This is a genomic window from Pseudoalteromonas sp. T1lg22, assembly GCF_002964645.1.
Classification (GTDB): domain Bacteria; phylum Pseudomonadota; class Gammaproteobacteria; order Enterobacterales; family Alteromonadaceae; genus Pseudoalteromonas.
The window spans coordinates 291,061-305,439 of record NZ_PQBY01000023.1 but is presented as its reverse complement, the minus strand read 5'-3'; the positions used below and the strand labels follow the sequence as shown (position 1 = coordinate 305,439).

Here is a 14,379-nt window from a genome sequence, read left to right as displayed (position 1 = left end):
ACTTTGTGTCCCCTTCGTCTAGAGGCCTAGGACACCGCCCTTTCACGGCGGTAACAGGGGTTCGAATCCCCTAGGGGACGCCACTTTACTGATTTGTCAGTATCAGGTTTTGGGGCTATAGCTCAGCTGGGAGAGCGCTTGCATGGCATGCAAGAGGTCGGCGGTTCGATCCCGCCTAGCTCCACCAAATCCTTTGTTCGACGCACATCATCCTATTTTAGGCTGAATATATTCATGTTTAGGTGTGTTCGATAACTCGCATGGTAAGAGTTTAAATAACCAGTCCTAGTGACACATTTTGTGTCCCCTTCGTCTAGAGGCCTAGGACACCGCCCTTTCACGGCGGTAACAGGGGTTCGAATCCCCTAGGGGACGCCACTTTACTCGCATGGTAAGAGTTTAAATAACCAGTCCTAGTGACACACTTTGTGTCCCCTTCGTCTAGAGGCCTAGGACACCGCCCTTTCACGGCGGTAACAGGGGTTCGAATCCCCTAGGGGACGCCACTTTCTTCTTGTTCTTATCCGGTTATATCCAACTTTTTAAAATCATCAGCGTTCAGCTCTGATATTTATAGATACAATCGATACACTCCTTTCCTGCTCAATAACTTCAGTTAACTTTTTTTAGCACAGTTGCGTTTCGGCTTTGCCATGTCTTGACAAAGATCTTGGCTTTTAAATCACTATCCCAATAACGCTAAATCTCTAAAAGAAGGCGAAGGCAAGTTCTACCTGGATTTAGTCACGACTTTAAAGCTGGATAGCGCATCTCTGAGCGCGTCTTATCAAATCTTGGGTGATTGCAGCCGATATCCTTACAGCCAGGCGCTTTGGTGCAGATAGATCGGGTTAAACATAATTATCGAGTGTCAGGCCTTGCTGACCTTGTTAGGCAAGTGGTTGTTAATAGCGGCGGCGCAACCTAAAGTAGTTAGCCGCCGTTTTACAGTTAAAAGCTGGTGTATTCTTTTTTCTGAATAAGCTCGATGGCATAGCCATCTGGGTCCTTCACAAAAGCGATTTCAGTGGTGCCGCCTTTTACCGGGCCCGGCTCACGGCTAATTACTCCACCTGCAGCGCGAATATCGTCGCACGCCTTGTATATATCATCATACTCGATGGCGATATGGCCATAGGCCGTGCCCAGCTCGTAGCTATCCTGATCCCAGTTATAAGTCAGTTCAAGCACGGTATGATCTTTCTCTTCACCATAGCCTACAAAGGCCAAGGTATAGCGGTATTCTTCATTGTCTGCTCGGCGCAGCTCCTTCATCCCTAAAACTTGCGTGTAAAACTCAATTGAACGTTCTAAATTGCCCACGCGTAACATGGTGTGTAATAAGCGCATGATGCCACCTTACATTGTATATATGGAAAGACGCCATGGGCTTATCGGCAAAAACACCCGATAGCACACAGCATTATAACCGGGCTACTTTAACGTTAAACCCCTGGGGCTACAACCGCCAATTGGACAACAAAGCGGTGCTGTAAATACAAAAATGCCGCTCACTAATGGAGCGGCATGGGTTAACACTAACCTAGTGTCGGGCTTATGATGTTAGGCCTTTTGACGGCGCAGCCAAGCAAAAGGAAGCAGTAGCATGAGCCAAGCAAATGAACCACTTGAGCTCTTTTTCTCTGTCTCTTCAACCGTGCTTTGCGCGGTCACCGTCACATTAACGCTTGAGGTTACCTCTTCCATACCATCGGAAACGGTAACAGTGAAGGTATGAGTGCCTGCGCTCAAACCACTTACCGAGGTAGTGGCTGCAGTTTGGTCTGCAATCGAGCCAGGACCTTCCCACAGGTAAGACAATTCATCACCGTCCACATCTGCTGCGTCAGCGGACAAGGTGATGCTCGCACCTTCAACAACTTGCGTGCTGTTTGCACTTGCCTGTGCCGTCGGCGCGTCATTGACGGCCTCAACATTGAGCATAAATGTAGTGCTCATAGCATCCGTTGGGTAGTTGTTATCGCTCACTTTCACCGTTACTTGCGTTTCACCACTGAAATCCGGATTAGGGGTAATATCTATGGTTGAACCGCTTTGGTGGCCATTTACTGTGGCTGTAAAGCCTTCACCGCTAACGGAAATGGTGTTAGACACATTGTCATTATCCATATAGTCGACACGAATACCGCTCACCGTTTGCTCTTCCATCGTCGTTACATCGTCGATAGAGAACAAAGTGATATTCGATGGGAAACTAATCGTTTTGCTCATTGCCATCATAGGTTCACCTTCGATGTCAGCATTCACTGTTACATCAAAGTCTTGACCAATTGAGTTTGCATTTGAGCTGGCAACTATGTGTACTTTGAACGCGGTCACTTCCGGGCCATCGTAATCAAGGCACACAACCATGTCGTCTTTAAGATATTCATCAAGTAAGCCATAGTTGTCATCCCAAGGAACGATACTCTGGTTTGTCCAACCATAGAAGGGCGAACGCTGGTCCATTGGACCGCGGAAGCCACGAATACCTGCAGAAGCAAATTCCATCACACCTAGACCGGCTTGGATACCCGTGCCGTTACCGTTCCAATCTTCAAAGTGCAGGTTGTCATAGGCGTAAATAACCTCATAGGCACCTGGGGAGTGGTCGTAGCCACGGGCAATAATTGCCTGGGCATCCACTCGCATATCATTGCCTTCGAGTGGTTCATACTCAAAATCAAGACCGCAACTGAAGTAATCACAGCCATTTTTACCTTGCATATGTTGCAGGTTGTCCCATTCAACGACTACGTGCGTACCTGAGCCCGTTCCTGGGTCGACAAGTCGAGTAACCGTAATACCTGCGACCTCACTTTCGGGCAGGGCGTTACCCTCAGCATCGTTCACTTGGTAAGGTGCGCCCCACGCCATTTCTTTAGCCATCACAGGGTGGAAGCGGTTATACCAGAATGCCCCCATCAATTGCGCCGGACTGTTAAAGTTGTCAGCGGCAAAGCGGTAGCTCAATGTGACTGCGCCATCAAAGTCGATTGCACCGGTTGGGTGAATGTAGAGGCTATCTGACGCATTACCAAACTCATAGTTGTGAAACAGCGCAAATTGCTCGTCTTTTTCTTTATCGGTAAAGAGTGTCGAGAAGGGGATTTGCCATGCGCCGTCCAATGGAATAACCGGGGCGCTGGGCTCAGGTTGAATACCGTAAGAGAGCAGGTCGATATAGCCACCGTTTCCTACCGGCGTCTTACATGACTGATCGGTAATGGAGTCGGTGATATGGTACATGGACTTGCGGCCTTGGCTGTTGTTTTGCACGCCAGAGACCACAAAGCTATTGCCCTCAATCGCTACTTCGCCAGTGATGAAGCCATTGTTTGATAGATACACATCATCCAGGGTCAAGCCCTCTGGCAACTCAGCACTGATGTTGAAGGTGCGGTCGCCGCCAGAAACATTCGGCAACACATCCAGTTCGAAGGCGATTTTATCACCGGCAATAGCCCGCGCTTTATCGCTATGGAAGCTGACCACATCATCACCGCGATTAACGTTGATCGATACTAAACCAAGGTTATCCGGGTTTTGGCTGTCTGAGCCCAGCTCAATGGCACCGTAATGGCGCTCACCCGTTTGCTGCTCAAAGTCGTTAAATTTAACGGTAATATCTGACAGTACGTCAGAGTCAGTCTCGGCACTGACCGAGCCTTCGGCATTCTCAGCCTTGTTACCAAGCACCACGGCAGTTGCTACCTTGTGCGGGAACCAGGCATCTTCTTTGCCTTGCCAGTAGTAGCGATTCTGGTTGTTTTCTTCCCAAACTACCCAGTATTTTCCTGCTTCCGGGTAAGGAATATTACAGAACTCGGTCACTTCGGTGTTTTTAACCGTAGACTTACAGATAACTTCATCGTCGTATTGAACCTGGTTGTCGCCATTAGCGTCGATACCCACGTAAATACTGATATTACCTTTGTCTGCGTTACGCTCGTCTTCAACCGTTGCCGAGCCAGAGCTGACATGCTCGGCGATAAAGCGCACCGCGTCTTCGGGTACATCCACCCAAGAAACGTGCAGCGTTTCACTGGACGTATCCTGTTTTGCTTGGAACATTTCAGAGCCATTGCCATTTGGCAGCTCTTTAAGCAATAGCTCTTCGATATTCGCTTGCACCGGCTCATACACAGTCACCTGTGGCGCCGTGGCTTTACCTAGTGGCTGGTTATCCAAACGGAAGGTGGGTGCATCCGTGTGTGAAGTAAATTCAACGATCTCAGGCAGCTTGCCACTGTCCAGAGACATTTCCACATTCATTTGCGACACGGGCACGGCAGGGTCTTGAGCAATTAACTGCACCTTACCAAATACCGTGGCACCACGGGCACTGTCGGTAATACTTTGAGCATTTTGCCAGCTGCCCGTGATCGACAAGCGCTGCGTCTCACCTTTTTTCAGGGTAAATTGCTTAGGTTCAACATCGACATGGACGCTGTATTCATCGGTAATCGTGCTGACATCCCAGGTGCCATCGACCGTTGCCGTGACTTCTCGGATCCAGTTACAGCGATAGAAACAGCGTTCGTCCACCATATTAGGGGTGTTTAATGCACCTAAGTTACCACCGCCATATGGGTTCGTAAGCTGATAGTGCTCAACCGGCACGTGCATGATGAGGCCGGCATTGATTGCTTTATCAACTTGCGCAATACCCGAGCCATGGAACCAAGGGTGAATGTTGTCATAGCGGCCCAACGCATTTTTTACATCATCGTTGGCGGTGAGCTGAATGGCTGACATCACCTCTGAAGGGGACCACTCGGGATGTGCTTGACGCACTAGCGTCATAGCCCCAGCAATATGCGGGCTGGCCATTGAAGTACCACTTTTAACGCCGTAATCTGCCGGTCCAATTGAGCCAATCGCAACCTGAGCACCATAAGTAAACGGTTGATCTGTGGTGTCTGCGGCAAGGATATCCGAACCCGGAGCGGCAATACCCGGCGCCGTAGCTTCACGGTATTGGGGCACCGCAGCATGACCGATAGAGCTGAACATAGACATGGCATCGACCATGTTTTCGTTATGCTTAATGGTGTTATTTGATTTAGGGATCGTTAAGCGATGATCCGTGCCTTCGCTCAACCAGGCGACAAATTCGTTAGCGTTGCTTAGAGGTGTCATGCCAAGTGGAATGTCGGTTTCCAAGGTATAGTGCATGTTGGCGTTCGATGACTCAGTGTTGTAAACAACTACAGCCGCAGCACCTGCGTCTTTAGCATGTTTTACTTTGTCCGCTAGGGCGCCATTTTCACTGCTGCTATCTGAGCGGGCGCAGAACACGATTTCACCATTGGTAAAGGTGTTGGTAAAGGGCTGTTCACAGAATTCGTTGCCATAATCCGAGGCCAGTACCACAGGGCCCGTAATGTCACTTAAGAATGTCCCGTAGATATCTGTACGCCAGCTGCGAGGAGGAGTAATGCCTCCCTCTAGGTTGATAGCGCGAGATGATTGGGCGATGGAAAACGAACGGCCCGTTTGTGTTGAGCCTACGGAGAGTACCCAAGGAGAGACGTGTTGCACGGAGCCATAGGTTCCGGCGTTACCGGCAGAGGCCGACACGTTTATGCCCGCTTCATGAGCGGCTAAGAAGGCCAGCTCCACGTCGTCGTTGTGGGGATCCCAACCACCGGAGATCGAGTAGTTGATAACGTCTACGCCATCGATGATCGCTTGTTCAATTGCGGCAACCAGGGGGACGGTTGGACAGCCGATGTATTTATCCAAGGCACCGACCTGACCGGGTAAACAGGCCTGGTATGAAATAATGTTGGCATGAGGGGCCACACCGGATACCTGGTCCAACGTAATACCTGTCTCAATTCCCTGTGAGGTAGCAGCTAGAGCAGGCAATTTATGTTTTACGTTATAGACAATATTCCCCGCTGCGGTACTTGCGGTGTGGGAACCATGGCCATTGAAGTCCAAGCCCACTTCAGGACGAGTTTCACCGTAAGGCCCAGCTTCAGGGTCGCTGTACGCCGAGGTAATATCTGGGTGTGACCAAATACCGATAAGTTTGTCATTACACAGGTCTTCATAGCCGTCGATTTTACAATCGTGAAGGTAGTTGCCGCTGCCCAGTGGGTTCATTACGGTATAGCCGTCATCGCCCGTGGCTTGGAACATAGGGTGTTCTGGATTAATACCCGTATCAACCACGCCAACGAGCATGCCTTCACCCTTTAGGCCCGTACTCGAGCCATACTGAGTGTTCGCCCATGCTTCTTTTGTGCCAATGCGTCCGTGGCTGGTATCTGTCAGCAGATCATAGGTTTGTACGGCGCGTACACTGGCAACTTCTGGCAGCTTCGAAAGGCGCTCTGCATCGGCGGTGCTTAAGTGTGAGGCAATACCATTGATAGCAATTTGAAAACTATGCTCGACCGCGATATTGATACCGGTTTGGCGCTTAACGCTTGAAACGAAACTTGTTTGTTTTTGTTTCAACGAGTCAATGTAGTTCGCTACTTCAGGCTTAGCCAGTGGGTTTTGCTGGCGGGCGCCAAGCGTATTGGCAGCGAATAAAGCGGTTTGTGAGCCGTCTTGCTGAAGCTCTTTATGCAAGGCTGCCGGCGTATCGCGAAGGCGAATTAAATAAGTATGCGACGGGGCATCCTCAGGCCCAGCAACAAATTTTTGTGGTGGCCGAATCATCACATTACGACCATTGCCCTGAAGCAGTGATGGCTCTTCAATATTGGCCTTTTGCGCTTCCATACGAGCTGCAATGGCTTGAGAGTTAAATTCGATTTTATCTACTTTTAATGCCGAATTTGGCGCTGAAGGCAAGGTAGTAGCACCAAGGCTCGCTACATACATTGCCGTTAAGGTAGCTAAAGCTGTTTTAGCAAAAACCTTGTTATGACGTTTCATATTTCCATCCTGTTGATTAGAGGATTGTTCTAGTTGGTGGTGAATAAGCATTCACTTATAAGGGTTATAACAACTTGGTTTTCAGGAGGGTATTAGGGGAAACCCTAGTATGAAATGTACCGAATTTAGCCTCTTGACCCTGAATCCATGGGCGAGGTATTGTTTCTCGATTGTTTTATTTGTAGAAAAAATATTGAAGTTTGTTGCATTTTTTGTCATTGCACTGAGTGTTCAAAGTGCTTTTGCGAGTCTAAGTTTTCATCATGTTGGCATTGATCTGGGTTCAATAATCGATATTGAATTCGATAGCCAAGGAGTGATGTGGTTGGCCTCTCGTGAGGGGCTGTATCGTTATGATGGTAGTCGCCTGCAGCATATTTCTTCTGAGGATGGCTTGTCCGACGATGATATACGCTCATTGACCGTTGATATGTCGGACAATATATGGATAGCCACTAACTCGGGTGGGCTCAATATCTTTGACCCAAAAACGGGCTCGGTGCAGCGCTTTAGGCAAACATCTTCGCTGAATTCTTTGTCCAATGACTCCGTCTATGATGTCGCCTTTGTTGGCAAGGACCGCGCCTGGGTGAGCACACAAAACGGCCTAAATCTTTTTGATATTCAAAGTGGTACGTTTACGCGGTATTTTCATAAAGCAACTGATCCTCAGAGTGTTTCCGCTAATTACGGTTATTCATTATTTGTCGATGATAGCCAAAGGGTATGGGTCGCGACCTTAGGCGGAGGGGTGTCTGTCTATAACCCCGAGCAGGATAACTTTGAACAAATCTGGTTGAGTCGTTACACCACATTTAAAAACAGTGATGGGGTGTTTGCAGTCAGACAATTGTCGTCAGAGCTGTTCCTATTCGCTACTCGTACCGGCTTGTATCGCTATCACTACGTCAATAAGCAACTAGAGCCGGTGACCCTGTCGTCTGAACCAGGACAAGAGCTTGGAACCGTGACCGACTTGGCGTTAGATGAGAGTAAAGTCTTTGTCTCCACACTCAATGACGGTGTCTTCGTCTATGATATTCAAACGGCTTCACTGAGCGCCGCTAATCCGAGCGAGTTGGGCTCCCGTCTGCAGACGCCCGCGGTGCCCATTTACAGTTTGGCCCTATACGAATCTCAGCTGTTTATAGCCACTTTAAGTAAGGGCCTGTATAGCTCACGAATTAACTATAGCGACCTTGATGCACGGCTATTGCGCACGGATGTGATGGGCGATCTGACCAATATCACCAGTGTGGATATTGTTGACAATGGAGACCCTATATTCGGTAGCTTTGGTGCTGGCTTGATGGTAACCCAAGGCGATGAGTCATTGGTGAGAATGGACCAAGGAAGTGTTCAAGGGATATCCGCCTCTCGGTTCCAGCGTCTACGAGAGCAATACCCAGAGATAACCAAGGTTGGCATCCTGGCCGTCGATTTTGATACCGAGCGAAATAGGCTTTATTTGGGCACCACGGTCGGGTTATGGGCTATCGATTTGAATACCGAGCAGTTGCTGAAAATTGCTCGCTATCGCCATACAGAGATTGGCTATGTGAACGCCTTACACATAGACGACAAGGGCGATGTCTGGTTTGGCAGTGGTGGTTTAGGCTTGATGCTTTGGTCGGGAAAATCTCAGCTCTTGATAGGCTTCAACGAGCATGAAATGCCTAACTCGGGACTCAGCGGCGACTATGTCACGACGCTGCAAAGAGATGGGCGCTATCTCTGGGTGGGTACCCGTTCCAATGGCCTCAGTCGCTGTGAGATCAAACCGCTAAAATGTGAACACCTGGACTCGCTCAGTGGCAGTGCATCACATTTTAATGTAACAGCAATCGCTAAGTTGAGTAATGGCAACATCATGTTTGCAACACGTGGTGGGGGAGTTTTTGAGCTAACCAATACGAGCTCAAGTACCAGCCTACACAAGGTCACCGAGGAGCAGGGCTTAAACTCAAACATTATTTTAGCCGTTGAGGAAGACAGTGATGGCAGTGTTTGGCTTGCCACCGCCAAGGGACTTTCACGGCTAAACCCACGTCGTGATGATGTTGTCAATTATCCAATCGATGAGTTGGTAGGCACCCCCCAGTTTAATGCCCACGCCAGCGCTCAAAACGAGGATGCGCTTTTTTTCGGTGGGCTCGAGGGCGTGATACGAATTAACAAGCATACAAAAATGCCTGCAGACGTTGAACATTCGCTGCTTTTAAATGCAAAGGTGAAGCAAGAAGACAAGACGTTGAAGTTCACCACAGATAGTTCTTTGTCGGTGGGCCCAAGAAGCATAATCGAACTCGATTTTGCCTTGTTGGATTATGGCGTAGGCACGAAAGAATATGAGTATCGACTCAGTGCCCATGAAGCCTGGCAAGCCATTGGTGCAACCCAGCAATTCTTGCTGCATCATTTGTCTGCGGGAAGTTATCAAATCCAGGTTCGTAGCCGGGACTTCACCGGCCGATGGCAGTACAGCAAGCCCCTGCTTGTGAAGGTAAACCCACACTGGTGGCAAACACCCTGGTTCGTTGTAATCCTAGTCTGTGGGGCGCTTGTAACCATGTGGTGGTGGCACAAAATGCGCACCCAAAGATTGCATCAGCGCAATCAGGATTTATTGCGTTTGCAAGCGTTAAAGCAGCAGGCAAAGGAGCAAGAAAGACGGCACATATCCCGGGAGTTGCATGATGAAATAGGGCAAAACCTGACGGCGTGCAAACTCGGTCTGCAAATGCTTAACTTGCAACAGCAAAGCCCCGACTTATGTGCTCAAGTCGCGGGCAGCGTGTCCTTGCTTGATAAAATTATCAGCCAAACCCGTGACTTAACCCAGTCCCTGCGACCCCCCATGCTTGATGAATTAGGGCTGTTTGCGGCCTTGGACAGATACTTTATAGAGCTACAAAAGCGAACCAACACACGGCTCTGTGTGTATTTACAGCCTGATCTGGAGTCAAGCATTAACCACCATGGTGAGCTGGCCTTCAGGGTGATTCAAGAGGCGGTGAATAATGCCTTGAAGCACGCCAATGCCAGTACCATAGAGGTGAGTGCGACACGGGTGCGAGAGCACCTGGTGCTGACGGTGGCCGATAATGGCGTCGGCATTGAGCTAAAAGACATTGAGCAATGCATTCGCAGCGGCAAGCATCTTGGCTTACTGGGGATGCGCGAGCGCTTATACCAGGTTAAGGGCGATTTAATTATTAACGCAGGGCGTCACCAAGGCTGCAAAATCAAAGCAAGGATCCCATTACAATGACAGCGATAGAAAGCCTGGTCATGGCGGATGATCATGAATTGGTGCGCTCGGGTTTAAAGAGCTTGATTCAACAACAATTCCCAGATGTTCCTGTGATGGAAACTGGGTCCGGCGATGGCGCGCTGGCGTTGATCCTCGAACAGCAACCGGCATTAGCCCTGCTGGATGTAACCTTGCCAACGATGAATGGGTTGGATGTGGTCGCCAGTGCGCGAAAGGCAGGATTCAAGGGCAAAGTAATCATGCTCTCCATGCATCACTGGCCAAAGTATGTTGCCCGAGCCTGGCTTAACGGGGCCAACGGCTATGTGTTGAAAGACTCTGCCTTTGAAGAGTTGCTGGTGGCCATAAATACGGTGATGAAGCATGAGCGCTATTTATCAAAAGGCATTTGTGCCCAGGCCGTGGACGATGTTTTAGAGTACATGGATGCGGAGCAAAAGAGCTGCTTACACCGCGGCAAAGGCAGGTATTGCAGCTGGTGGCGGAAGGGCACTCGTCCAAGTACATCGCCAGCGAACTCAATGTCAGTTTAAAAACCGTTGAGGCTCACCGCAGCTCAATTATGAACAGGCTAGGCATTCATGATCTTGCCGGCTTGATTAAAGCGGCGATCAGTTTAGGTCTAACCGAGCTGGATTAGTGAAAAGGGTCTGGCGATTGCCGCTGCTGCGCTCTTTATTCAGCTATTCCGTCTTATCCTTAAACTCGCACAAATCTTCAATAATACCGCTGCCACAGTGCGGTTTACGCGTCACACAGGTGTAACGGCCATGGAGAATAAGCCAGTGGTGCATATCGGCCTTAAACTCTTTGGGCACCAGTTTTTCTAGCTTTTGCTCAACCGCCACCACGTCTTTGCCCATGGCGAACTTGGTACGGTTTGAAACGCAAAGATATGGGTTTCCATGGCTATGGTCGGCCAGCAAAAAAGGATAAAAAGGGTAGATGTAAAAGTATGTTTAACTATCGATAGCTGTTCTGTGCCAATAGCGAAAGGTAAGTTTAGTCTGTGATAATAGGTCGGTATAACTTTAAAACATAAAACGAGAATATGTGAACCTTTCACTAAGCCCACGCGTAAATTAAGGTTACTAAGTATATCTACCAACACTTATACAGGGTAACCAAATGAAAAATATTAAAAGCTTACTTTTGGCCTTGCTAATACAACTGCCCCTCTTAAATACAGCAATAGCACAAGACAACAAACCCGCTTTAGTGCCTTTACCCTCGGTAGATGATTTTACCCGAGGGGAAGATGGGTGGGCGTTAGGACTTGGGTTAGGTGTTGAATATGAGTCTGCGTACGAAGGGTCAGACGAATTTGGATTTGAAATCCAACCTGCTGGTGCTGTGCAGTGGCGAGACGGTAACCACATATATTACTTTGCAGGAGAAGCACTTGGTTGGCGAAGTCTTGTTGCTGAAAACTGGCTGCTAGATGCCTCGGTTGGTTTTGATGAAGGACGAGAAGAAGGTGACTCGGATGATGGTAGACTTGACGGTCTTGGTGACCAAGATGAAAGCTTTGAACTAGTGTTTCAAGCCCGCCGCTCATTCACCTCCGACTGGCGATATTGGTTAGTAGGCCGTGTGGTGGCAAGTGATGAGGGAAGTTTAGGTTTATTTGGCGTGGGTCGCCGCTTTGGGGAGCAAGTTGATGGCACGGGTTCAGAGATTAATTTGGTTGTAGTTGTTCATGACAGCGATTACGCTAACAAAGGTTTTGGTATAGATGCAAAACAATCGGCTGCATCAGGCCTGGCAGAAACCAACCTAAGCGGAGGAATACGTTCGGTTGGTGTTGATTATAATTACCGACATAATATCAATAAGCACTGGCAGATATATGGTGAAGCACTTTTTGAATACTATAGTAGTGAAGTTAGAGATAGCCCAATCGCTCGCAATAATTATGAAGCTGAGGTAGGTCTAAGTGTCATTTACACCTTCTAGCTAGCTCAAGCTTGGGACGTATCACTAAAAGCAGCCTATGGTCACTCGGTCTTATCCTTAAATTCACATAGGTCTTCGATAATACAGCTGCCACAGCGCGGTTTACGCGCCACACAAGTGTAACGGCCATGGAGAATAAGCCAGTGGTGCACATCGACCTTAAACTCTTTGGGCACCACTTTTTCTAGCTTTTGCTCAACCGCTACCACGTCTTTGCCCATGGCAAATTTAGTGCGATTAGAGACGCGGAAAATATGGGTATCGACGGCTATGGTTGGCCAGCCAAAGTATAATTAAAGTAGATGCACACATTCTATTCATTTACACTGTTGCTGACAACAACAGTGGATCCTAACAATGACGCTTGCGGCAGCCGGAAAACCCCTACTCTACAGCTATATTCGCTTTTCTACAATTGAACAGGCCAAGGGTCACTCCCTTAGTCGACAGCTTAGCTTTGCCAAAGAGGTGGCCAAAGAGAAGGGGTTGGAATTGGACGACTCGCTCACTATGCGCGATCAGGGTTTAAGTGCCTATCACAAAGCCAATATTACCCGTGGTGCACTTGGGGTGTTTTTGGCTGCGGTGGAACAGGGCAAGGTACCAAAGGGTTCCATTCTGGTTATTGAAAGCCTTGACCGTATTTCCCGCGCCGCGCCATTGGAAAGCCAGGGCATTATCGCACAGATTATTAACGCCGATATCACGGTGATCACCGCGGTCGATCGCAAGGAATACAACAAAGAAACCATCAAGTCTAACCCCATGGACCTGGTGTATATCATCCTTGTGTTGATCCGCGCGCATGAAGAAAGTGAAACCAAGTCCACTCGGGTTCGTTCGGCCTTAACAAAACAATGTGAAGACTGGCTGGCCGGTAAAAGAGGCATCCGGGTTAAATGCGGTAAGCCGCCGAAATGGGTTGTTTGGAATGATGAAAAGCAACACTTTGAATTTGAGCCGCGCCACAAAGCTATCATGCTGCGTAAAATAGACCTCTTTAGGCAAGGCCTTGGCGGGCTTAAAATTGCTGAAACCCTAAATACTGAGTTTGGCCCGGGTACTGTGCATCATACTGGCGCCAATGTGTATAAAGAAGTAAAGCGCCGTTCTTTGCTGGGCGAGCTTAATGTCAAAGTGGGTGAGACCGAGTATGTCCTGGAAGGATACTACCCGGCATTAATCGGCAACCTAGAGTTTGAACAGCTGATCGCCGACTCCGGCAACCGCGGTGCCATTAAACACTCACAAAAGTTTGTTGGCATTCTATCTGGCATCGATGTATTCAAATGTGGCAGCTGCGGTAAGTCGGTAGGTTCGCACGTCATTTACCGTAAAAAGTCCCTGCAAGATGTTACAAGTAGCCATAAGCGCTATGGCTGTGTAGAGGCCCGCCGGCGCAATAACTGCAGCATGAGCGCGACGGTACAGGTGGATGTAATTGAGTCGGCCGTAGTCACCTTCTGCCAAGACTCGGTAAACCTGCAGCGTATATTGCTCAACTCCGGCAACCGCGAAGCCTTGCATGCCACCGAGTCAGGGCTACGGGCCCGGTTAGATAAAATTAACGAAGATATCGAGTCGCTTACCCAAACGCTGCTTATCTTAACAGGTGAGCCGCCCCAGGCCATTGCCAATAAAATTAAGGCGCTGGAGAGTGAAGAGGCACAACTAAAAGAGCAGTTGCAGGCCAATCGCAACTCCATGGCCAAACTAGATAACACGCACCGAGATGAAGTGACTCAACGTTGGCTGGCCCTGACCAAAAACCTCAGCACCCTGTCAGGCGATGAACGACTGGCCATTCGCCAGCTAGTTAAAGATACTTTTAAAAGCATCACACTGCAGATGGATGTAACGCAAACCCAGCAACAGGGTGGCCTGGCCACCGTGTTCGAGCAGCTCTTGGGGGAGAGTACCAATGAATACGTTGAGCTGATGCTGGAGTTCCACAATGGTACTAAGCGCTTGCTAAGGGTGCACAAGTACACGGGCGAGCTGGCGCAAGGGGTAACACTTGGTTAATCCTTTGTAGATCTTGCCTGAGTTTCTCAACTCGTTCAGCAGCTAGCCATAACATGCCAGCCAACGCGTCTTGGTCTAAATTGGCAAAGTGATCGTCCACACATAAGGCGATAAGTGCCGCTTCTGCCTGATGGGCGTTTTTATCAAGTTCATTTCTTAGGTCGAGTAGCTGTTTAGAGCTCATAGTTAATTCCTGTTGTGTTCCATTGCGCTAACGATAGGCGAAT

The 14,379-nt window shown here is 48.8% G+C and carries 7 protein-coding genes, 4 tRNA genes and 2 pseudogenes; 9 read left to right on the top strand and 4 right to left on the bottom strand.

Annotated features, from left to right (window positions below):
* Window positions 1-7: 7 nt before the first annotated feature.
* From C2M24_RS14435 to C2M24_RS14420, 4 genes are all read left to right on the top strand, one after another.
* A tRNA-Glu gene (locus tag C2M24_RS14435) sits at window positions 8-83 on the top strand.
* 28 nt (window positions 84-111) lie between these two features.
* Window positions 112-187 (top strand) — tRNA-Ala (locus tag C2M24_RS14430).
* 115 nt (window positions 188-302) lie between these two features.
* Window positions 303-378 (top strand) — tRNA-Glu (locus C2M24_RS14425).
* Window positions 379-430: 52 nt separating this feature from the next.
* Window positions 431-506: transfer RNA gene (locus tag C2M24_RS14420), tRNA-Glu, on the top strand.
* Window positions 507-951: 445 nt separating this feature from the next.
* Here C2M24_RS14420 and gloA read toward each other — a convergent pair.
* A complete protein-coding gene (gene gloA, locus C2M24_RS14415) occupies window positions 952-1,350 on the bottom strand; it encodes a lactoylglutathione lyase (RefSeq protein WP_105190388.1) in 399 nt (132 codons plus the stop codon).
* 213 nt (window positions 1,351-1,563) lie between these two features.
* Window positions 1,564-6,897, bottom strand: a complete 5,334-nt coding sequence (locus tag C2M24_RS16315; RefSeq protein ID WP_158683781.1) for a S8 family serine peptidase — start codon at window positions 6,895-6,897, stop codon at window positions 1,564-1,566.
* 193 nt (window positions 6,898-7,090) lie between these two features.
* Here C2M24_RS16315 and C2M24_RS14405 point away from each other — a divergent pair, with 193 nt between their 5' ends.
* From C2M24_RS14405 to C2M24_RS16360, 3 genes are read left to right on the top strand one after another with little or no spacing between them, the layout of a single operon-like run.
* On the top strand, window positions 7,091-10,168 hold the full coding sequence (locus tag C2M24_RS14405; RefSeq protein ID WP_158683780.1) for a ligand-binding sensor domain-containing protein: 3,078 nt from the start codon (window positions 7,091-7,093) through the stop codon (window positions 10,166-10,168).
* A complete protein-coding gene (locus C2M24_RS14400; RefSeq protein ID WP_105215775.1) occupies window positions 10,165-10,704 on the top strand; it encodes a response regulator in 540 nt (179 codons plus the stop codon). Before C2M24_RS14405 ends, C2M24_RS14400 begins: the two co-directional genes overlap by 4 nt.
* Window positions 10,650-10,811, top strand: a complete 162-nt coding sequence (locus C2M24_RS16360; RefSeq protein WP_199775726.1) for a LuxR C-terminal-related transcriptional regulator — start codon at window positions 10,650-10,652, stop codon at window positions 10,809-10,811. The genes C2M24_RS14400 and C2M24_RS16360 overlap by 55 nt, the downstream gene beginning before the upstream one ends.
* 43 nt (window positions 10,812-10,854) lie before the next feature.
* Here the strand turns inward: C2M24_RS16360 and C2M24_RS14390 are convergent.
* Window positions 10,855-11,099, bottom strand: a pseudogene (locus C2M24_RS14390) (endonuclease III); the annotation flags it as partial.
* Between the two features lie 200 nt (window positions 11,100-11,299).
* Between C2M24_RS14390 and C2M24_RS14385 the strand changes: the two are divergent.
* Window positions 11,300-12,127: a MipA/OmpV family protein gene (locus C2M24_RS14385; protein WP_105215771.1), complete on the top strand. Its 828-nt coding sequence runs from the start codon at window positions 11,300-11,302 to the stop codon at window positions 12,125-12,127.
* 41 nt (window positions 12,128-12,168) lie between these two features.
* Here C2M24_RS14385 and C2M24_RS14380 read toward each other — a convergent pair.
* Window positions 12,169-12,414 (bottom strand): annotated as a pseudogene (locus C2M24_RS14380) (endonuclease III); the annotation flags it as partial.
* Between the two features lie 70 nt (window positions 12,415-12,484).
* On the opposite strand from C2M24_RS14380, the gene C2M24_RS14375 reads away from it, so the two are divergent.
* The gene (locus tag C2M24_RS14375) at window positions 12,485-14,152 is read left to right on the top strand and encodes a recombinase family protein (RefSeq protein WP_105215769.1); all 1,668 of its coding nucleotides are present in this window, start codon (window positions 12,485-12,487) and stop codon (window positions 14,150-14,152) included.
* The last annotated feature ends 227 nt before the right edge of the window (window positions 14,153-14,379 follow it).